This is a genomic window from Brucella anthropi ATCC 49188 (genome assembly GCF_000017405.1).
GTDB classification, from domain to species: domain Bacteria; phylum Pseudomonadota; class Alphaproteobacteria; order Rhizobiales; family Rhizobiaceae; genus Brucella; species Brucella anthropi.
Window position 1 is genome coordinate 1,041,903 of record NC_009667.1, and the last position, 19,023, is coordinate 1,060,925.

Sequence of the window (19,023 nt, forward strand, 5' to 3'; positions counted from 1 at the left end):
ATGGTCAAGCTCAACAAGATCTATACCCGGACGGGCGACAAGGGCACGACCGGACTTGCCAGCGGACCACGGCGGCTGAAGTCGGACCTGCGCGTCGAAGCCTATGGTACGGTGGATGAAACCAATGCCTGCATTGGCATGGCGCGCCTTCACACCGGCGGCGAAGATAATCCTCATGCGCAAATCGATGCCATGCTGGGCCGTATCCAGAACGATCTTTTCGACCTTGGCGCGGATCTTTCGACGCCGGATGATGGCAAGCCGCTCGCCTACGAACCTTTGCGCATCGTCGCATCGCAGGTTTCGCGTGTGGAAGCCGATATTGACCTCCTCAATACCGATTTGCAGCCGCTGCGTTCGTTCATTCTTCCGGGCGGCTCGGCGGCATCTGCCGCGTTGCATCTCGCTCGCACGGTTTCACGCCGGGCTGAACGCCTGATGGTTGCGCTTGCTCGCGTCGAAGGAGAGGTCGTTTCGGCGGAGGCTTTGCAATATATCAACCGCCTCTCCGATTTCCTGTTCGTGGCGTCGCGAACCGTCAACGATAACGGCGCGCAGGACGTTCTCTGGGTGCCCGGCGCCAACCGTTAGAGCATGTCTCCCGAAAGTGGGAACCGGTTTCGGGATAAAGACATGCGAAAAGACAAACATTTAGAGCGCCGGTCTGATTCAATCAGATCGATACGCGCTCTAAACGCCACGTCTGTTGCCCCAGATCAGCACGTGAAGCTGGGGCAGGACGTGCGCTTCGTACCAGCCATCCGCAATTACCTTTTCGACCAGCCATTCCATTCGCCGCATGATGCCGTCGATATCGATTGCGGCATCATGTGCTTCGGGCGGCGGCGGTGTGTGATTGCCGGGCTGGAGATAGACCGGTAGACCGGAATATTGACTGGCTACATCTTTGGCGAAGACGTAATCGGCATCGTCGAAGATGACGAATTTCAGCACCGTTCGCGGCGTTCTGCCTGCAGCCTCGACACAGACCGCAAGCGCATCGAAATCGGCATCCATACCGCTTGAAGGCGGCTTTGGGCTCAGTACCAGTGTGTCGAGCGCGGAAAACCAGTCTTGCGCGACCGATCCTTGGGTTTCCAGTGCAAAGCGATAGCCTTCGGTCTTGCCGTGCTCGATCAAGGGTCCCAGCGGCTGAATGGCCGGATTGCCGCCAGAAAGTGACACTGTTAGTGGCTTATTTCGGGAAAGTGTCGTCACTTCACCCCAAACTGCCTCCACGCTCATCGCTTTCCACTCGCGACGAAAACGGCTTTCGACGGCATGCAGGCTATCGCACCAGACGCAGCGATAATCGCAGCCACCGGTTCGCACGAAGACGGTCGGCTCACCGATCAGCACACCTTCGCCCTGTAGCGTGGGGCCGAAAATCTCTGCGATGCGTATTTGCGTCACGGTCTGTACTCGGCCCATGTCTTGGGCGTTTCACTGACCCGCACGGCGGAAATTTCCGGCCAGCGCGCATAACACCATTCGAAAAAATGCCGGGCGAGGGTTTCAGCCGTGCTCTGGTCGTGGCCCAGAACATCGTTGAGATGGCGGTGGTCAAAACAATCATCGATGTAGCGCTTGAACGGTGCCAGCTCATGATAATCACGGACAAAGCCGTGCTGGTTAAGATCGTCAGCCGAGAGCTCGACCTCAACAATATAATTGTGGCCGTGCAGGCGGGCGCATTGATGATCGTCCGGCAGCCCGGTCAACTGATGCGATGCGGAGAAATGAAATTCCTTGGTAATGCGAAACATCAGGCGTTCCTCTTCTCGATTGCCGAGCGCCAGAAATCCGCATCTTCATAAAGGGTAGGGTCTTCGACACCGGCGAGATGGAAGGCTTCGCGTCGCTCGACGCAGGTGCCGCAGCGTCCGCAGTGATGTTCGCCACCCTTGTAGCAAGACCATGTCGCGGCAAAGGGCGCACCGTGTTTTGCGCCGTCGATAACGATATCGGCTTTGGATGCGTGCACATAAGGCGCGAGCAGCTTTATGTCCGCATAACCGTCCAATGCATGGTTCTGCATCGTCTGGAAGGCATCAATAAAACCGGGGCGGCAGTCGGGATAAATGAAGTGATCGCCGCCATGGACGGCAAGGGCTATCGCCTCGGCTTTTTGGGCAGCGGCCACGCCGAATGCTATTGCCAGCATGATCGCATTGCGGTTCGGAACGACGGTGATCTTCATTGTTTCTTCGGCATAGTGTCCGTCCGGCACATCGATATCGTCAGTGAGGGCGGAGCCGGTCAGGCTGGCACCGATGTTGGTGATATCGATGATCTGGTGGGGAACGCCGAGCCTTTCGGCGCAGGCTTTGGCCGAATCCAGTTCCTTTTTGTGGCGCTGGCCATAGTCGAAGGAGAGGAGGGCGGTGAGTTGGTGTTCGCTTGCAATTCTGTAAGCAAGCGAAACGGAATCGAGTCCGCCGGAGCAGACGACGAGCGTTTTCATAAGTCAGGGTTCCTTGTTTTGACCGGGTAGGCTGCGACCGGATTGCGAGGCGTTACCTAAAGCATGGCGCATCGCTTGTAAACGACATGAAAACGGGAGGTGTCGGGTTGCTCGGTTTTGGAATGACCTCTTGTCAGAATAAATTGATTTTAATCGATATAGCGGCCTGTGCCTGATTGACGTGCACGTCAACCGTCTTTAGGTTTCGTGCCGGTTCCCGGCGGATAGGCAGCGCATTTGCGTCATAACCCAAGTTGCGCTGGTGCCGCTTTCATGTCGGATTTTGACATGCGGGTGGGAGTTCACGGCGGCATAGTCGTGCTGCAAGAGTCATTGAAGAGGTAATCGCGGATGAAAGTCCTTGTCGCAGTGAAACGGGTTGTCGATTACAACGTAAAGATCCGTGTAAAGGGAGACGGTTCGGGCGTTGAGCTTGCGAACGTCAAGATGTCGATGAACCCTTTCGATGAGATCGCGGTTGAAGAAGCGATCCGTCTGAAGGAAGCGGGCAAGGTGACGGAAATCGTCGCGGTTTCGGTCGGCCCGGCACAGGCACAGGAAACGCTGCGTACCGCACTTGCCATGGGCGCCGATCGTGCGATCCTGGTGAAGTCGGACGAAACGGTTGAGCCGCTTGGCGTTGCCAAGGTTCTCAAGGGCGTGGTCGATGCGGAAAAGCCGGATCTCGTCTTCCTCGGCAAGCAGGCAATCGACGATGATTCCAACCAGACTGGCCAGATGCTTTCGGCCCTTCTCAACTGGAGCCAGGCGACGTTCGCCTCGAAGGTGGAACTGGGCGACGGTTCGGCCAAGGTAACGCGCGAAGTTGATGGTGGTCTCCAGACCATCGACGTGAAGCTTCCGGCTATCGTTACGGTCGATCTTCGTTTGAACCAGCCGCGCTATGCGTCGCTGCCGAACATCATGAAGGCCAAGAAGAAGCCGCTGGACGAGAAGTCGCCTGCCGATTTCGGCGCCGACATTGCGCCGCGTCTCAAGGTCCTGAAGACTGAAGAGCCGGGTGGCCGCAAGGCTGGCGTGAAGGTCGGTTCAGTTTCTGAACTGGTCGAGAAGCTCAAGGCCGACGGCGTACTCTAAAGAAATCGGAAGGGACGATATAAATGGCTATTCTTCTTATTGCCGAACATGACAATGCAACCCTTTCCGACCAGACGGCGAAGGCGCTGACGGCGGCTGCCCAGATCGGCGGCGACGTGGATGTTCTGGTTGCAGGCAAGGGCGCGAAGGCTGCAGCCGATGCTGCCGCCAAGCTCAAGGGTGTGCGTAAGGTTCTGCTTGCTGAAAGCGATGGACTGGAAAACCGTCTGGCCGAGCCAACGGCCGCTCTCATCGTGGAACTGGCAGGCAATTACGACACGATCATTGCTCCGGCAACGACCTCGGCCAAGAACATCCTGCCGCGCGTTGCAGCGCTTCTCGATGTGATGCAGTTGTCCGAAATCATGGAAGTCGTGTCGGCTGATACGTTCAAGCGTCCGATCTATGCGGGCAATGCGATCCAGACGGTCCAGTCGACCGATGCAAAGAAGGTTATCACCGTGCGTACCGCGTCGTTCCAGGCAACGGGCGAAGGTGGTTCGGCTGCAGTTGAAAGCGTCAATGCAGCAGCCGATCCGGCGCTGTCGAGCTTCGTCGGCAATGCATTGTCGGATTCGGACCGTCCGGAACTGACCTCGGCCAAGATCATCATCTCCGGCGGTCGTGCGCTCGGTTCTGCCGAAAAGTTCCAGGAAGTGATCCTGCCGGTTGCCGACAAGCTTGGTGCAGCGGTCGGCGCAAGCCGTGCTGCAGTCGATGCGGGCTACGCGCCGAACGACTGGCAGGTTGGCCAGACCGGCAAGGTGGTTGCCCCGGATCTCTACATCGCCGTCGGAATCTCCGGTGCGATCCAGCATCTGGCCGGTATGAAGGACAGTCGCGTGATCGTGGCGATCAACAAGGACGAGGAAGCGCCGATCTTCCAGGTGGCCGATTACGGCCTCGTCGGCGATCTCTTTACGATCCTGCCGGAACTGCAAAAAGCGCTTTAATCGATCAGAAAGCGGCGGGCTAGTCCCGCCGCTTTTTCATTTGGAAAGCCTTCTGATACGAAAGCGCTGTTTTGCCTTTCTCTGAATGAGGGCTGTATCCGTCTCGGGCAGAATTGGTATAGTGAAGCATCTCCAGCAAAAGTGCGAAGCGGTTTTGCGTTGGACAATGCGAAAAGACAAAGACAGAGCATTTCCAGCAAAAGTGCGAAGCGGTTTTGCTGGGGGTAATATGTAAGAACAAAAGTTAGAGCATATGCTCTCGGCCTCGGCTCTGTTGTGGAGCGGCTGAATGAAGGAGTTATGACTGTGGCAATCAAGACGGTAGGGGTGGTCGGCGCAGGACAGATGGGCAGCGGTATTGCTCATGTATGCGCGCTGGCCGGGTTCGATGTGCTTCTTCACGATGCGGCAGCGGACCGGCTGGAAAAGGGCATCGCCACCATCAATGGCAACATGGCGCGTCAGGTTGCCTCAGGCAAACTGCTGGAAGACCAACGCGCAGCGGCGATGAAGCTTATCCGTCCGGCAAATTCCATGGAGGATCTGGCGGGTGTCGATCTAGCCATCGAAGCGGCAACGGAAGACGAAACCGTCAAGCGCAAGATTTTTGCGCAGCTTTGCACGGTTCTGAACCCCGAAGCGATTCTCGCAACCAACACGTCGTCGATCTCGATCACACGTCTCGCATCCACGACCGACCGTCCAGAGCGTTTTATCGGCATTCATTTCATGAATCCCGTTCCTGTGATGAAGCTTGTCGAACTGGTGCGCGGCATCGCAACGGATGAGGAAACCTTCCGCAAGTCGAACGATTTCGTGACCGCGCTTGGCAAGACGATAACCGTTGCCGAAGATTTTCCGGCCTTTATTGTCAATCGCATTCTGTTGCCGATGATCAACGAGGCCATCTACACGCTTTATGAAGGGGTCGGCAGCGTCGAAGCTATCGATACAGCCATGAAGCTAGGCGCCAACCACCCGATGGGGCCGCTACAGCTCGCCGATTTCATTGGCCTCGATACCTGCCTCTCCATCATGCAGGTTCTGCACGACGGGCTGGCGGATTCCAAGTATCGCCCGTGCCCGCTTCTGGTCAAATATGTCGAAGCAGGCTGGCTGGGACGCAAGACGGGTCGCGGCTTTTACGATTATCGTGGTGAGCATCCGGTTCCGACGCGGTAAGGCGCTTGAACTTTTGAACATGAAAGGCCGGTTAAAACCGGCCTTTTTTAATTGTGGCGACAATTCGCGACCTGTGGAAAAGCTTCAACATCCTTACCATTAACTTACCCTTAACCATAAGGGTTCAGAGCTTATTCATCTTTGATTGTTAAAGTTTTCATTAAGATGTTCGGAAATGAACAACGTTTCAGAGCCCGGTTAGTCGGGACAGGACGGGCATCCATTCCGAACAGCATGTTTTTTGACGAAGGTGAAGACGATGAGCATTCTTGTTCAGCTGCGTGACAGCGTTAATGTCATCCGCGAGTTCGTTGCACCGAGCTACAGGCCCGAGCGCCATTATATGCGCGGGCCAGGCCCGGCTTGCGCCGCACGCACGCACCATTGATATGAGCGCATAAAGCCTCCGTTTGCTTGGCGAACGGACCGGCATTTAAAAAAGTAAAGCCAGAACGGTTCACCGCTCTGGCTTTTGTTTTTGGCCACCGCGTGTGAGTGCGGATTATTCCAGACCTTCAAACAATGCCGTCGAAAGATAGCGTTCGGCAAAGGACGGAATGATGATGACGATGTTCTTGCCGGCGTTTTCCGGGCGCTTGCCGATTTCAACAGCGGCGGTCAGAGCCGCGCCGGAAGAAATGCCGACGGGAATGCCTTCGAGACGGGCCAACAGGCGTGCATTGGCAAAAGCGTCTTCGTTGGAGACCTGAACAACCTCATCATAGATGCTGGTATCGAGCGTCTTCGGGGCGAAGCCTGCGCCGATGCCCTGAATTTTGTGCGGGCCGGGTGCGCCACCGGAAAGTACCGGTGAATCCTTCGGTTCCACGGCGATCACCTTGAAGGACGGCTTGCGCCCCTTGATGACTTGACCGACACCGGTAATCGTGCCGCCGGTGCCGATGCCGGAGATCAGGATATCTGCTTCACCATTGGTGTCGTTCCAGATTTCCTCAGCCGTCGTGAGGCGATGGATTTCCGGGTTGGCCGGATTTTCGAACTGCTGCGGGATGATTGCGTTCGGGTTGCCTTCTGCAATGGCTTCTGCTTCCGCGATAGCGCCCTTCATGCCTTTTGCGCCTTCGGTCAGAACCAGTTCGGCACCGAGAAGCTTCAAAAGCTTGCGGCGTTCCACCGACATGGTTTCCGGCATGGTGAGAACGAGGCGATAACCCTTGGCCGCAGCAGCAAAAGCCAGCGCGATACCGGTATTGCCGGAAGTCGGCTCGACGAAGACTGTCTTGCCCGGCACGGCGCGACCGTCGCGTTCCAGAGCTTCGATCAGCGCCAGACCGATACGGTCCTTCACACTGGCCAGAGGGTTGAAGAACTCCAGCTTGGCCAGAAGATTGGCTTCCACGCCCTTTTCCTTGGCGAACTTGTCAATGCGCACGAGCGGTGTATTGCCGATTGTGTCGAGGATGGAATCGTAAACGCGGCCACGGCCTGCGGTCTTACCAGCTTGTGGTTCGTTCAGGGGCTTGTTCATGGCGTGATCTCCCTATTTGTCGCGCAAAGTTTAAGTGGAAACTGCGCAAAAGCATAGTTGGGTACGTGCGCCCGGCACATCAAGTTTAGAAATTTATTCTTTATAATTGAATAAATTGGAAGTAAATTCCATCATAATTGGGAGGGAGCGTATTAGCTTGGGGTAAAGCTTGATTGATCCGCGTCAATGCGTTGCGACGGGGAGGCGCGCATCATCGGGTATCAGGCAGCCAGGAGAACATGAATGTACAAGAACATATTGATCGCAACCGATGGATCGGAACTCGCTGAGAAAGGCGTCGACCAAGGCGTTGCGCTGGCCAAGGAAACAGGCGCAAAGGTTATTTTCGTGTCCGTGACAGAGCTTCTGCCATCCTATGGCATTGTGGTTGCGGCTGAATGGGCGTCGAGCCCGGCGGCATTTCAGGAATATCGCGAGGCCATCACCAAAGCGGCCACCGAAATTCTGTCGAAGGCCAAAGCCAAGGCAATGGAAATCGGCGTTAGTGCTGAGGCCGTGCATGTCGAAAATCAATCTCCGGCGCAGGGCATTGTCGAGGCTGCGAATGCCAAGAATACCGATCTGATCGTCATCGCATCGCATGGCCGTCGCGGCGTGAACAAATTATTGCTGGGAAGTCAGGCAGCTGAGGTGTTGTCGCTCAGTACCGTGCCGGTGCTGGTCATCAAGTAATCGACGGCTATGCGCGCCTCTGCCGGCATCGCAGCGATTTCTCTAAAAGGCATAACAACGCAAGAAGATTCCTGAATACCTCTGTTAAGCTCCTCCTGTCCGAATACGGACGGGAGGATTTTCTCAAGGAGGTATTCATGACTGCGCCACGGCCTTCAAAGACCATGTTGGGCAATCATCCGCTTCATCCCGAAACGCAGATGCTCAATTATGGCTACGACCCGGAGCTTTCCGAAGGAGCGGTCAAGCCACCGGTATTCCTGACGTCGACTTTCGTTTTCAAGACTGCCGAAGACGGACGCGATTTCTTCGATTTCGTTTCCGGTCGCAAGGAACCGCCTGCCGGTGTCGGTGCTGGTCTCGTCTATTCCCGTTTCAACCATCCCAACAGCGAGATCGTTGAAGATCGCCTCGCGGTCTATGAAGGCACCGAGAGCTGTGCGCTGTTTTCTTCCGGCATGTCGGCCATTGCCACGACGCTGTTTGCTTTTGCACGCCCGGGCGATGTCATTTTGCATTCGCAACCGCTCTATGGCGGCACGGAAACGCTCCTTGCAAAGACGTTTCTCAATTTCGGCGTTGAAGCCGTTGCTTTCGCCGATGGCGTGCACGAAGCCTCGATAGAACAGGCAGCCGACGAGGCTGTTCGCAAGGGACGTGTTTCGGTGATTCTGATCGAGACGCCTGCCAACCCGACCAACAGCATTGTCGATATTGCCGCCATCCGGTGTGTCGCGGAAAAGATTGAACAAAAGCAGGGGCATCGTCCGATCATTGCCTGCGACAATACCCTGCTCGGCCCGGTCTATCAGAAGCCTCTCGACCACGGTGCTGATCTTTCGGTCTATTCGCTGACCAAATATGTCGGCGGACATTCGGATCTGATTGCCGGGGCAGTGCTGGGTGCCAAGGCTGTTGTAAAGCAGGTCAAGGCATTGCGTGGTGCGATCGGCACGCAGCTTGACCCGCATTCATGCTGGATGCTGGGTCGCTCGCTTGAAACGCTCGGACTTCGCATGGAACGCGCCAACAACAACGCGCAGGCAATTGCGGAATTCCTGCGCGATCATCCGAAAGTGGAGAAACTGCATTATCTCCCATTTGAGGATGAGAATTCGGACGTTGGTGCTTTGTTCAAACGCCAGTGCAGTGGTGCGGGGTCGACCTTCTCCTTCGATATCAAAGGCGGGCAGGCGGCGGCATTCCGCTTCCTGAATGCGCTTCAGATATTGAAGCTTGCTGTCAGTCTCGGCGGTACGGAATCGCTTGCAAGCCATCCTGCCGCGATGACCCATTCGGGCGTTCCCGTCGATGTAAGAGAGCGTATCGGTGTGCTGGAATCAACGATCCGACTTTCCATCGGCATCGAGCATCCCGACGATCTGATTGCCGATCTGGCGCAAGCGCTTGAAGCAGCGTGACAAGAAAATTTGTGGTGGAATGAATGGTGCGGGTGGTCGGAATCGAACCGACACTCCTTTCGGAACCGGATTTTGAGTCCGGCGCGTCTACCAGTTCCACCACACCCGCACATTTCTGCCGAAGCAGTTCGATATGGTCCAAAGGGACAGCGGGTTGGGATATACCGGCTAAACGAAACGAGGTCAATTGCTCAAAAGTGCAGCTTTCACTCCTCTTCAGACAGACGGCTGAAAGGGTAAGAAGTAACGACGTGTGATTCAATCAACCGCTCATCGTCACGGCAGCGTTCCAGTCAACAAGCCCGTTCCTGATCGTGTCAGGCGCAGCAGGCTTTATGTGGTTGCGCGGCTTTGAGATAAGCCGCCGTCATCTATCTGCGCAAGTTCGCTTCAACCAGATTCCAGAAGACCAGCAAGGCTATGAAGCCCAGCAGGACGTAATCCAGCGTGCTGACATAGTGAAAATATTCCATGGCGCATCTCCTTCCCCGGGAGGGCGCGATAGCGTTTGAGCCAGACGGAAGCTTTTATAATTATCCGGGCTTCGGACACTTGTTCAAAGTGCCGGATTGCACCGGTGCGGACCTCCTCTTCCGCCTGTCCATGCGCTCTCCCAAGGCAAAGTGTATCACGCTTTGTCGGATGGCTCAAATTATTGGTTTGGCTAATATAATCAGCCATCTGCGCGCGATGCCAAATGTCCTAGTTCGAGGTTGCGACATTGGCTTTCCGGCAGTTGGCAAAGCGGTCGAGCGCCTGATCATAGGCTGACGTTTTCACGCCCATCATGCCGATGACCGTGTGGAACAGATTGTCGTGCGAAGAAGGGGCGGCAGCATCCTGTTTGACGCAAGCCGTGTCGAGCCTGGTGGCGTTCGCATAGTCCGGCGAGAACCACGCGACGAATGGGATGTGTGTCTGGACGTCAGGCGCGATGAAATAGGGCGCTGCATGCAGATAAAGACCATCTTCGCCCAGCGATTCGCCATGGTCGGACATATAGATCATGGCGGGGGCAAAACGGTCTTCGCTTGCCTTCAGGACGTTGATGATCTTCGATAATATATGATCAGTATAGAGGATCGAATTGTCGTAGGCATTGACGATCTGGTCCGTCGTGCAATCGGAAAATTCGCTCGTGCGGCACTCTGGTTTGAACTTGGCGAATTCCGGCGGATAACGCCGATAATAGGATGGTCCGTGACTGCCTGTCATGTGCAGGACAATCGTGGCATTGTCATTAACGTCCTTCAGGTGGTCACGGAGCTGGTCGACCAGAATTTGGTCAAGACATTCGCCGCCTTCGCAATATTGCGCATTGTTTGAATTCTGCAGGTCGACCGTCGGTATGCGGTCCGAAACGCCCTTGCTGCCGGTATTATTCTCGTACCACGCAACCTGCACGCCGGCATGATTGAGGAGGTCCATCAGATTTTCCGAGCTATGGAACTTGGAGCTCGAATATTCCTCGCGCGGAAAGGGCGAGAACATACATGGCACGGAAACGGAGGTGTCCGTGCCGCAGCTTGTTGTGTTTGGAAAGGTAACGATATCCTGCTGCTTCAGTTCGGGATTGGTCTCACGCGGGTAGCCGTAAAGGCTGAAATTCTGGGCGCGTGCCGTTTCGCCCACCACGATAACGGTCAGGAGCTTCTTGCCGGATGCTATCGGCGGCAACGCCTGTTTTGCATCGAGGCCGAGCGGCTGCATGACGATCTGCCTGTCATTCAGGTCACGCACGATATATTGCACGGTGCTCTTGAGCGGTGTGCCGGGCATCAGCCGTTCCATGATGTCGGAGCGGTGTTCGCGGTACATCGAGGAGAAGCTGCCGTAATCGGAGCCGATAAGCGCGATTGCGATGGCCAAGCAGACGATGATCGAGACAGTATTGACCAGAAGCTTCTGCAGCAAAGGCCGGTGCTTCACACGGACCCAGATGATGAAAAGCGTGGGAACGACAGCATAAAGCAGCATATGCAGCAGAAAGCCCGTCGTTATCAGATGGCCCGACTCTGCCTTTGTCGTTGTGAGCGTTGCCTCGACCACATTGCGATCGATGATCGTGCCGAAAGTATCCGTAAAATAGGCCCCACCTGCGGCCACCCATATTGCGAAAATGAGAACAGGCTTGATGACATATTTTGCCGAGAAGGCCATCAGCACGGCGATATGGATGAGAAGGATGGCCGCTGCCCCAACAACCAGCTTTTGCGGATGGTCGGAAAAGTAGGCGATCAGCCGCTGCCAGAAGGAGCTATTGGTGAAAGCGAGGAGATAAAATGCGGTCAGGACGCAAAGCGTGCCGCTGGCGATAGTCGGGCGTGGAAATCGCATTCCTGAACCTTCAAAATTCCGAAGTGGCTGTTGAGGATGGAGCTTCGCAGGGCTTCCGCAAAACTGCAATCGCAACATTCTTGCCGGATAATCCAGCATCGGAGATTCAGGACAGCGATTTCTGGGCTTTTTTAAGGTCGCTTAAACTTGCCCCTACTTCCTCTCGGTGAAGCTGCGGATGCGATTGCGCACGATGCGGGCCAGATTGCGAGTTCGCTGATAAAGATGAATCTGCGAGGCAGCCTGACGGACGAGCTTATCCGTGGACGGGTTGAGGCCAATCACCAGCGTTTCGATTGTCTCACGCTTGTCGAACAGCCGCATCATGACCGGATGATCGGGGACGGCGCAGGAATCGGTGCGGTTGATGTTGGGATCGTTCAGATGGTTCTTCACGACTTCGATCATGAGAAGTACGCCGGGCGACCAGGCGTTCAGGCTTTCGTCATAAGCTGTTTTCCAGGTCCAGGCTTCTCCTGAAACCGTAAAGACGATCAAAATGGCGATAACCCGTCCGTCGAGCTCAAGCGTGTGCACGCGCACGCAGTCGCGTTCAGCAAGATTGTTGACTGCCTCGCGGGCGAAAGCCGCGCGAAACCGGTCGACTGCCATGGCGGTGCCGCGTTTGCCTTTCCAGCCACTCGCTTCCAGCGTCAGGAAATGTTCGAACGCGTGACGCACATCGTCGGGCGTGCGGGCGACGCGATAGGCAAGCTCGCCCTTTTCGGCCAGCCTGCGCCACAGGCGATTGTAATCCCGGCGATGGTGTGCACCGATTGCTTGCTTGATATAGGCGTCGCCGTCCAGATCGCTCTCGAGAAAGGGACGCTCCTTCTGCTCTATGGCGACCAAAGGCAATTGGCGGCCCACCGCCACAGAACGGATCAGTTTTGCCGCCGGGCCGTTAGCCCGCATTTCCGGCAGCACAAGCACATTAGGCAATTTGAGATGCCTGCGCGCCAGAATGTCGAACAGGTCTTCCAGCACGCCGACAGGGTCATCGTGATCGATCAGTGGCGTGCCCTGCGGCCCGAACGGTGTCGACCATGCACGGATTACCGGTGTTGAAAGCGGCAAGCCAGGGCGTTCGATCGTATAGGGCATGACGAAGCGCAGGCGGCTGCGGATTTCGTTTTCGTCGCGCATGACCATGAAGCGAACTTCGCGATCCTCTAGGCGCGGCATGGCTGGCGCCAGAAATCGTGCATTGAAGAACACGTTCGGTTCGATGGTCCGGTTGCTCAAGTGATCGAGCTCGTCGCGCAGTTCGAAGCCTGCTGCGGCGCCGTAGATTGCGAGTTTGCGCGGTATATCGCGGCTGTGAAGGCTTTCCTCCAGCTTTTTGACAGCTTCATGCGCCAAACCGCTCTCGGAGAGTTCCGAAACGATGTGAGCTGCATTTCCGCCTGCCGATTCTTCAAGCAAAGGTTTCGCGGCCATTACAAAGTCCCCTCCGAGGTCTTGGTACGGTCTCGTGGAATGAGAATGAACATAGTTATGTGCAAGGTGCGTGATACGGCTGCCGAAAGAAGTGCCGCTTCCATCAGCATGGCAATAGCTGTCGAAATGGCGGCGCCTGTCAGGCCGAAGCGTGGTATCAGAACGAGATTGAGAATAACGTTGACAGCAAGTGTCACGGCATAAAGGAGCGCGCAGATATTCTGCTTTCCCGACATGTTGAGGAGGCTTTCTGCGGGGCCGACGCTGGCACGTGCGATCACCCCGATGATCAGGATGAACAGAAGCGGATAGCCCGCTGTGAAGGCCGGACCGAAAAGCCGCAGAAGCGGATAGCCCGCCAGCAGAATGACGGCGCCCAGAAACAGCGTCGGCCAGAACGTCCAGCGGACGGAGGCCTCGGCAAAACTTGCAAATTCGGCGCGATCGCCACTGTGCAGCAGGTCCGAATAACGCTGGGCGACGCTGGCCTTTACTGCGAAATAGACGAAATGGGCGAGCGCCATGATCTTCGTAGCCGCAAAATAGATCGCGACATGCTCGGGGTCGAGCGCGTGGCCAACCATCAGAACATCGACATTGATGAGCAGGAAGAAAAAGCCTTCCACGAGAAAAATCGGCAGGGCAACTTTCATCCATTCGCCAAGACGCTGGTCACGCGTTGCGGCGGGAATATCTTTTTCCAGTGAGCGGTCGACGGTCAGAAATTGTCCGACGGTGGTCAGCCACGTTGCGGCAATCGATACTGCCAGCGCGATAGTTGCACTGGAAGGTAATCCCGCTTCATGTGCGATGATCATGAACAGGAGAACCAGAAGTGGGCGGACGATATAGCTTGGCGTCAGCGCCATCATCACCCAGGTGCGCGAGCGCGCAATGCCATCCAGCATATTGCCGAGCGTAATCATTGGCAGGCAGATGAAGCCGAGGATGAACGGCACGAGATAATAGCTTGTGACATGGTCTTTGAGCAGGAGCAGCAGGCCCGCACCCAGAAGCGCGATGAATGTCGCGGCTGCAAAAGCGAAGACGCGTCCGGTCCGGATGATCCCGCGCACGAGGCCGAACATTTGGCGCTGCATATATTCCGGTACGAAGCGGATAATCGTGGTGTGCAGTCCGAAACAGGCCAGATCGCCGATAATTATCATGGTCAGCCAGACGAGGACGAAGATGCCGTACTCGAATTCCCCCATCCAACGGGCGAGAATAACCTGAGACAGGAGAGCAATAGCAGCGCTGGCAACGCGCACGGAAAAGGCGACGAGGGAAGAGCGCTGTGCGCTTGCCTGCGGTCCGCTATCCGTAAGCACGGCATCCAGCCGCTCCGTCACGGGACGAAGCGTGGCTGCGATCCTGCCGGGTAGAAACCGGCTCGCCGTTTCAGCTGCCGAAAACCGCACTGTTTGCCAACCCTGTCTTTGCAAGCCTCTTGGGACCTGCTTGTTTAGCACCGGATAACCCGGCTTTCACGCCTATGCTTTGTTGGTCATGAGGCGCATGAAAACCTTAGACAGGAGTTCTTTATAAAGAGAAAAAGAAAAAGTCTAATCTGCCGAAGGTCGCAAGACTTCAAGGAATGGTGAGTATTTTCTAAACGACATCTATATTTGAAGCATCTAAAATAAAGCAAGTCATACAACTGCTCGCGGTGCATATCGATGTCCATCGTGTGCTAGAAAACACAAACCCCGGCAAATGGCTTGCCGGGGTTTGTTCGATAGATGCGATGATGAGCTCGGCTCACATCACTCGAAAGCGCCGTGGCAGTGCTTGTACTTCTTGCCGGAGCCGCATGGGCAAGCCTCGTTGCGGCTGACCTTACCCCATGTGCGCGGGTCGGCCGGATCGCGTTCGGCAGCAGGCACATTGCGTTCGTCATGCTGATGGTCGGACCAGCTCGCTTCGTCGAAATCGTTTTCGCCGGTGGTGCTGTCGATATGACGGCCGGTCATCGGCGGCAGTTCCGGTTCCGGCGGTGCTTCGCGAACGATCTCGACGCGCATCAGCTGCGAGATAACGACTTCGCGCAGGTTGGCAAGCATCGACTGGAACAGTTCGAACGCTTCGGTCTTGTATTCGTTCAGCGGATCGCGCTGGGCGTAACCGCGGAAACCGACGACCGAACGCAGATGGTCGAGATTGACCAGATGCTCACGCCAGAGATTGTCCAGCGACTGCATGATCACGGACTTTTCAACGTAAGTCATGATCTGTGGGCCGAAGCGTTCGGCCTTCTCGGCAGCAGCCTTGTCCGCGGCTTCCTTGATGCGGTTCTCGAACTCTTCTTCCGCGATGCCTTCTTCCTTGGCCCAATCCTCGACCGGCAGGTCGAGATTGAGCTTGGAGATGATGTCTTCCTTGAGGCCGGCAATATCCCACTTTTCCGCATAGGCGTCCTTGGGGATGCGCAGCGCGACCATGTCCTCGATGACCTCATGGCGCATTTCGCCAACAGTCTCGGTCAGGTCCTCTTCGTCCATCATTTCCAGACGCTGTTCGAAGATCACCTTGCGCTGATCGTTCATGACATCGTCGTATTTCAGAAGGTTCTTGCGGATTTCGAAGTTGCGGGCTTCGACCTTCTTCTGCGCCTTTTCAAGCGCCTTGTTGATCCACGGATGGACGATGGCTTCGTCTTCCTTGAGGCCGAGCTTCTGCAGCATGCTGTCCATGCGGTCGGAACCGAAAATGCGCATCAGATCGTCCTGCAATGACAGGAAGAACTTCGAACGGCCCGGATCGCCCTGACGGCCCGAACGACCGCGCAGCTGGTTGTCGATGCGGCGGCTTTCGTGGCGCTCGGTGGCGAGAACGTAAAGCCCGCCTGCGGCCAGAGCCTTTTCCTTCAGCTGTGCAATGTCAGCCTTGATTTCCGCGATCTTGGCATCGCGCTCGGGACCTTCCGGTATATCGGAAAGTTCCTGACGAACGCGCATTTCCAGATTGCCGCCAAGCTGAATGTCGGTACCACGACCAGCCATATTGGTGGCGATGGTGACGGTTCCGGGCACACCGGCCTGTGCGATGATATAGGCTTCCTGCTCGTGGTAGCGAGCGTTCAGAACCTGGAATTCCTTGATACCTTCCTTGCGAAGGCGTTCGGCCAGCTGTTCTGATTTTTCGATCGAGGTCGTGCCGACCAGGATCGGCTGGCCCTTCTCGTGCGAGGCGCGGATATCGCGCACGATGGCGCGGTATTTTTCCTCGACGGAGCGATAGACTTCGTCGTCTTCATCGATGCGCTGGACCGGCAGATTGGTCGGAATCTCGAGCACTTCGAGGCCATAAATATTGCCGAATTCTTCCGCTTCCGTCGCAGCCGTACCGGTCATGCCCGACAGTTTGTTGTACATGCGGAAGTAGTTCTGGAAGGTGATCGAGGCCAGCGTCTGGTTTTCCGGCTGGATCGTCACATGTTCCTTGGCTTCCAGCGCCTGGTGAAGGCCTTCCGAATAACGGCGGCCTGGCATCATGCGGCCGGTGAATTCGTCGATGATGACGATTTCGTCATTGCGGACGATATAGTCCTTGTCGCGCTGGAAGAGCTTGTGCGCGCGAAGCGCATTGTTCAGGTGGTGCACGACCGCGACATTCTCGATGTCGTAGAGGCTTTCCCCCTTGAGATGGCCTGCGGCTTCCAGAAGCTGCTCAACCTTCTCGGTGCCGACTTCGGTGAAGATCGCGGTCTTCTGTTTCTCGTCGATTTCAAAATCTTCCGGCTCAAGGGCTGGAATGAAGGTGTCGATGAGGTTGTAGAAGTCCGAACGGTCTTCCAGCGGGCCGGAAATGATGAGCGGCGTGCGCGCTTCGTCGATGAGGATCGAGTCCACTTCATCGACGATGGCGTAATTGTGCGGGCGCTGCACCATCTGGGCGCGCTCATATTTCATGTTGTCGCGCAGATAGTCGAAGCCCAGCTCGTTGTTGGTGCCATAGGTGATGTCGCAGGCATAGGCCGCGCGGCGCTCATCGTCGTCGAGGCCGTGCTTGATAACGCCGACGGTCAGGCCGAGGAAGTTATAGAGCTTGCCCATGGTTTCGGCGTCGCGGGTGGCGAGGTAGTCATTGACCGTCACCACGTGTACGCCCTTGCCCTCAAGCGCATTGAGGTAGACCGGCAGGGTCGCCATCAGCGTCTTGCCTTCACCGGTGCGCATTTCCGCGATGCCGCGTTCGTGCAGAACCATGCCGCCGATCAGCTGCACGTCGAACGGGCGCATACCGAGTACGCGCTTCGCAGCTTCACGTGCCGTAGCGAAAGCGTCGGGCAGAAGAGAGTCGAGCGTCTTGCCTCCAGCCAGCGCCGCACGAAATTCGGCGGTCTTGGCCTGCAATTGCTCATCGGTAAGATTTTCGTAATTCTTCTCGATAGCAGTAATTTGATTTGCCCGCTGGCGCAGGGTTTTAACGCGGCGGTCATTGGATGAACCGAATATCTTGCGGGCGAAACCGCCAAAGCTGACCATCACTGGTCCTTTCCTGTCCGTTCAGCCGGAAGCGCTTCCGGCAATGTCGAATGCTTTATTCACGCGTATTGAAACAATTGCAAGAAAACTGCGCTGCGAAAGCTGCCCGTTACGGCGCATTTCCGGCGCAATTCCCCCGCCCCTTACTGGACGTAAAGCCGAAGGACAGATAAGAGGGGCTTCGGGCGATGTCAACGTTGCTCCAGTGTGGTGGATTTGAAGTTCCTGTCATTTGCATGGCATCTGCGTTCATGAACTTCAAATCTGTAAACCGCACTCGATTCTATATATTGCTGTGTGGCTTTGAATCCGAAATTCGTTAGCAACACTGTTCCAAAGTGATGCGAATTTCGGATTCGCTACATCATGGGCTGGAAAACCTTTCCTTTGTTGCAATATTGGGGAGATCCGGGCCAAATTCCGCCGCATTCATCGGGCCGGTAAGCGGCCACGAAGGAGAGAATTCCATATGAAAGCCATTCTGAAAGCCCCTTATCGCAAGGCTCTCGCTGTCGTCGGCATGTCTCTGGCGGCCTCGGTGGCGCTGGCAAGCTACTCAGGCGCCGCATTCGCACAGGATGCTGGAAAGCCTGCTGCTGCACCGGCTGCAGCCCCTGCAGAAAAGGAAGATCCGTCCAAGGTTCTGGCGACCGTCAACGGCAACGACATCACGGTCGGTGAAGTCGATCAGGCTGCAGGCGATCTCGATCCGCAGTTCTCGCGCCTTCCTGCCGAACAGCGCCGTCTGGCTGCGCTTGCTGCCCTGATCGACATCAAGGCGATGGCTGGTGAAGCGGAAAAGGAAAAGCTCGATCAGTCCCAGGAATTCAAGAATCGCATGGAATTCCTGCGCGAACGCGCGCTCCATAACGAATATTTCAAGGATGCTGTTGTCGACAAGATCAGCGATGACGATGTACGTGCGCGCTACGACAAGGAAATCGCAGCCATGCCGCCGCAGGTGGAAGTGCGCGCTCGTCACATCCTCGTGAAGACCAAGGAAGAAGCCGAAGCCATCATCAAGAAGCTTGAAGGCGGAGCCAAGTTCGAGGACCTCGCCAAGGAGAGCTCAACCGACGGTACGGCAGCCAATGGTGGCGATCTCGGCTATTTCGCCGAAGGCCAGATGGTGCCGGAGTTCGAAAAGGCCGCCTTTGCGCTCAAGCCGGGTGAATACACCAAGGAGCCGGTCCAGACCCAGTTCGGCTTCCATGTGATCCAGCTCGAAGATCGTCGCACCAAGCAGCCACCGGCATTCGATCAGGTCAAGGACCAGATCCGTTCGATCATCATGCGCGAGCGTTATGTGGAAACCGTCAAGAAGCTGCGTGACGGTATGAAGATCGACTACAAGGATCCGGCTGTCGAGAAAGCCATGAAGGATGCCGCCGCAGCCCAGGAAGGCGCGGACAAGGATGACGCGCCGGAAGAAGCTGCTCCACAGCAGTAAAAACTGGCT

General features: G+C 56.1%; 16 protein-coding genes and 1 tRNA gene. 8 read left to right on the forward strand and 9 right to left on the reverse strand.

What is annotated here, in order from left to right:
- Positions 1-591 (forward strand): cob(I)yrinic acid a,c-diamide adenosyltransferase, encoded by a 591-nt coding sequence (locus OANT_RS05195; RefSeq protein ID WP_012091184.1) that lies wholly within the window; start codon positions 1-3, stop codon positions 589-591.
- 99 nt (positions 592-690) lie between these two features.
- On the opposite strand, the gene queE is transcribed toward OANT_RS05195, so the two are convergent.
- The 3 genes from queE to queC are packed head-to-tail and all read right to left on the reverse strand — an operon-like array spanning position 691 to position 2,464.
- Positions 691-1,431 (reverse strand): 7-carboxy-7-deazaguanine synthase QueE, encoded by a 741-nt coding sequence (gene queE, locus OANT_RS05200; protein WP_012091185.1) that lies wholly within the window; start codon positions 1,429-1,431, stop codon positions 691-693.
- Positions 1,410-1,766, reverse strand: coding sequence for a 6-carboxytetrahydropterin synthase QueD (queD, locus tag OANT_RS05205; RefSeq protein WP_010657519.1), 357 nt, complete (start codon positions 1,764-1,766; stop codon positions 1,410-1,412). Before queD ends, queE begins: the two co-directional genes overlap by 22 nt.
- A complete protein-coding gene (gene queC / locus OANT_RS05210) occupies positions 1,766-2,464 on the reverse strand; it encodes a 7-cyano-7-deazaguanine synthase QueC (protein ID WP_012091186.1) in 699 nt (232 codons plus the stop codon). Before queC ends, queD begins: the two co-directional genes overlap by 1 nt.
- Before the next feature lie 351 nt (positions 2,465-2,815).
- Between queC and OANT_RS05215 the strand changes: the two genes are divergently transcribed.
- The 4 genes from OANT_RS05215 (at position 2,816) to OANT_RS27100 (ending at position 6,085) form a co-directional block, all read left to right on the forward strand.
- Positions 2,816-3,562, forward strand: coding sequence for an electron transfer flavoprotein subunit beta/FixA family protein (locus OANT_RS05215; protein WP_010657517.1), 747 nt, complete (start codon positions 2,816-2,818; stop codon positions 3,560-3,562).
- A 23-nt stretch (positions 3,563-3,585) separates the two neighbouring features.
- Positions 3,586-4,515, forward strand: a complete 930-nt coding sequence (locus OANT_RS05220; protein WP_012091187.1) for an electron transfer flavoprotein subunit alpha/FixB family protein — start codon at positions 3,586-3,588, stop codon at positions 4,513-4,515.
- Between the two features lie 306 nt (positions 4,516-4,821).
- Positions 4,822-5,697: a 3-hydroxybutyryl-CoA dehydrogenase gene (locus OANT_RS05225; protein ID WP_012091188.1), complete on the forward strand. Its 876-nt coding sequence runs from the start codon at positions 4,822-4,824 to the stop codon at positions 5,695-5,697.
- Between the two features lie 259 nt (positions 5,698-5,956).
- On the forward strand, positions 5,957-6,085 hold the full coding sequence (locus OANT_RS27100) for a hypothetical protein (RefSeq protein WP_255362115.1): 129 nt from the start codon (positions 5,957-5,959) through the stop codon (positions 6,083-6,085).
- A gap of 114 nt (positions 6,086-6,199) precedes the next feature.
- Here OANT_RS27100 and cysK read toward each other — a convergent pair whose 3' ends face one another.
- Positions 6,200-7,186 (reverse strand): cysteine synthase A, encoded by a 987-nt coding sequence (cysK, locus tag OANT_RS05230; RefSeq protein ID WP_010657514.1) that lies wholly within the window; start codon positions 7,184-7,186, stop codon positions 6,200-6,202.
- A 243-nt stretch (positions 7,187-7,429) separates the two neighbouring features.
- On the opposite strand from cysK, the gene OANT_RS05235 reads away from it, so the two are divergent.
- Both OANT_RS05235 and OANT_RS05240 read left to right on the forward strand, forming a co-directional pair.
- The gene (locus tag OANT_RS05235) at positions 7,430-7,879 is read left to right on the forward strand and encodes a universal stress protein (protein ID WP_012091190.1); all 450 of its coding nucleotides are present in this window, start codon (positions 7,430-7,432) and stop codon (positions 7,877-7,879) included.
- Positions 7,880-8,016: 137 nt separating this feature from the next.
- Positions 8,017-9,300 (forward strand): cystathionine gamma-synthase family protein, encoded by a 1,284-nt coding sequence (locus tag OANT_RS05240; protein WP_012091191.1) that lies wholly within the window; start codon positions 8,017-8,019, stop codon positions 9,298-9,300.
- Positions 9,301-9,324: 24 nt separating this feature from the next.
- On the opposite strand, the gene OANT_RS05245 is transcribed toward OANT_RS05240, so the two are convergent.
- The 5 genes from OANT_RS05245 to secA all read right to left on the reverse strand — a co-directional run bounded on the left by OANT_RS05245 (position 9,325) and on the right by secA (position 17,564).
- Positions 9,325-9,409, reverse strand: a tRNA-Leu gene (locus OANT_RS05245).
- A 593-nt stretch (positions 9,410-10,002) separates the two neighbouring features.
- A complete protein-coding gene (locus OANT_RS05250) occupies positions 10,003-11,637 on the reverse strand; it encodes a phosphoethanolamine transferase (protein WP_012091192.1) in 1,635 nt (544 codons plus the stop codon).
- A 153-nt stretch (positions 11,638-11,790) separates the two neighbouring features.
- A complete protein-coding gene (bspF, locus tag OANT_RS05255) occupies positions 11,791-13,077 on the reverse strand; it encodes a type IV secretion system effector crotonyl transferase BspF (protein WP_012091193.1) in 1,287 nt (428 codons plus the stop codon).
- Positions 13,077-14,498: a lipopolysaccharide biosynthesis protein gene (locus OANT_RS05260; RefSeq protein WP_040129079.1), complete on the reverse strand. Its 1,422-nt coding sequence runs from the start codon at positions 14,496-14,498 to the stop codon at positions 13,077-13,079. Before OANT_RS05260 ends, bspF begins: the two co-directional genes overlap by 1 nt.
- A gap of 345 nt (positions 14,499-14,843) precedes the next feature.
- Positions 14,844-17,564 (reverse strand): preprotein translocase subunit SecA, encoded by a 2,721-nt coding sequence (secA, locus tag OANT_RS05265; protein ID WP_012091195.1) that lies wholly within the window; start codon positions 17,562-17,564, stop codon positions 14,844-14,846.
- A gap of 469 nt (positions 17,565-18,033) precedes the next feature.
- Between secA and OANT_RS05270 the strand changes: the two genes are divergently transcribed.
- The gene (locus OANT_RS05270) at positions 18,034-19,014 is read left to right on the forward strand and encodes a peptidylprolyl isomerase (protein WP_012091196.1); all 981 of its coding nucleotides are present in this window, start codon (positions 18,034-18,036) and stop codon (positions 19,012-19,014) included.
- The last annotated feature ends 9 nt before the right edge of the window (positions 19,015-19,023 follow it).

Excerpts from the sequence above, each read along its gene's own strand:
- OANT_RS05195 (WP_012091184.1), top strand. The coding sequence starts at position 1 with ATGGTCAAGCTCAACAAGATCTATACCCGGACGGGCGACAAGGGCACG.
- queE (WP_012091185.1), bottom strand. The coding sequence starts at position 1,431 with ATGGGCCGAGTACAGACCGTGACGCAAATACGCATCGCAGAGATTTTC.
- queD (WP_010657519.1), bottom strand. The coding sequence starts at position 1,766 with ATGTTTCGCATTACCAAGGAATTTCATTTCTCCGCATCGCATCAGTTG.
- queC (WP_012091186.1), bottom strand. The coding sequence starts at position 2,464 with ATGAAAACGCTCGTCGTCTGCTCCGGCGGACTCGATTCCGTTTCGCTT.
- OANT_RS05215 (WP_010657517.1), top strand. The coding sequence starts at position 2,816 with ATGAAAGTCCTTGTCGCAGTGAAACGGGTTGTCGATTACAACGTAAAG.
- OANT_RS05220 (WP_012091187.1), top strand. The coding sequence starts at position 3,586 with ATGGCTATTCTTCTTATTGCCGAACATGACAATGCAACCCTTTCCGAC.
- OANT_RS27100 (WP_255362115.1), top strand. The coding sequence starts at position 5,957 with ATGAGCATTCTTGTTCAGCTGCGTGACAGCGTTAATGTCATCCGCGAG.
- cysK (WP_010657514.1), bottom strand. The coding sequence starts at position 7,186 with ATGAACAAGCCCCTGAACGAACCACAAGCTGGTAAGACCGCAGGCCGT.
- OANT_RS05235 (WP_012091190.1), top strand. The coding sequence starts at position 7,430 with ATGTACAAGAACATATTGATCGCAACCGATGGATCGGAACTCGCTGAG.
- OANT_RS05240 (WP_012091191.1), top strand. The coding sequence starts at position 8,017 with ATGACTGCGCCACGGCCTTCAAAGACCATGTTGGGCAATCATCCGCTT.
- OANT_RS05250 (WP_012091192.1), bottom strand. The coding sequence starts at position 11,637 with ATGCGATTTCCACGCCCGACTATCGCCAGCGGCACGCTTTGCGTCCTG.
- bspF (WP_012091193.1), bottom strand. The coding sequence starts at position 13,077 with ATGGCCGCGAAACCTTTGCTTGAAGAATCGGCAGGCGGAAATGCAGCT.
- secA (WP_012091195.1), bottom strand. The coding sequence starts at position 17,564 with ATGGTCAGCTTTGGCGGTTTCGCCCGCAAGATATTCGGTTCATCCAAT.
- OANT_RS05270 (WP_012091196.1), top strand. The coding sequence starts at position 18,034 with ATGAAAGCCATTCTGAAAGCCCCTTATCGCAAGGCTCTCGCTGTCGTC.